We start from the raw sequence: 813 nt of genomic DNA, 5'->3' as shown, positions 1-813 counted from the left end.
GCGCATAGGTCAAAGAATTAAAGTCAAAGTCACCGTCTAAAGACCGTGGTTTTAAACCTTTCATATGGAAAAATAAATAACATCGAAATTCATAATTAAATTTGACTTACAGCCCTGAAATTTCAGGGCTGTATTTATTCCCCTTTGGTGAGTTGGTGAACCGAACGCATCCAGTTGATAAAACAGAGATTAAACTGTTCTGGTTTGATGTGAGAAAGGATCCGGGCAATGGTGTCATCAACAGGAACGCCTTCTTTGAACATACCTTGTTTAAGAAACCAGTCATGATGGCCTTCAGTATATTCCTGAATATCACTCCAGCCCTCCACCCCCGCAATAATCGCGCAAAGTATGGTAAACAGAATGTCAAATAAAGGATAGGCTACTTTGGCAGTCTGGCGTGGGTCTTCGATATCGGAGTAATGGTCAGTGAAGCTGTCAAGGTACATGGTATTGACTCTCAAAAGAAAGTATAAGCTCACAGCTATTTACTCGAATCAACTTAATTTACCGTTGGTTAAAAAACATTCGCGATCTTGCCCTGCATTATTCGAGAAGTCTAATTTTATGTTTTACAGGCTCCCAACAGGGAGCCTAATTAACTTATTAATACAGAAAATTTATTTTTTAAATATATAAAAAATAGCAAAACATTACTCTTAATTTATATTAATTCACCTTGGATTCGCCTAGTAAGTGCAATTTCTAAGAAAGGCGGTCAGTTGCTATAGTAGGCATCTTTCTCGCCAAAGGAAAATGCGCTATGACCTATAAACAACTGACCGAAACAGAAAGATATCAGATTTTCAGCTT

At 37.6% G+C, this 813-nt stretch carries 1 pseudogene; it reads right to left on the bottom strand.

Annotation, left to right across the window (positions count from 1 at the left end):
- Window positions 1-137: 137 nt before the first annotated feature.
- Window positions 138-449, bottom strand: a pseudogene (locus tag NXS07_RS20425) (ISAs1 family transposase); the annotation flags it as partial.
- Between the last annotated feature and the right edge of the window lie 364 nt (window positions 450-813).

Source organism: Xenorhabdus bovienii, from assembly GCF_024721015.1.
Lineage (GTDB): Bacteria > Pseudomonadota > Gammaproteobacteria > Enterobacterales > Enterobacteriaceae > Xenorhabdus > Xenorhabdus bovienii.
This window is presented reverse-complemented; position numbering and strand designations above follow the sequence as displayed.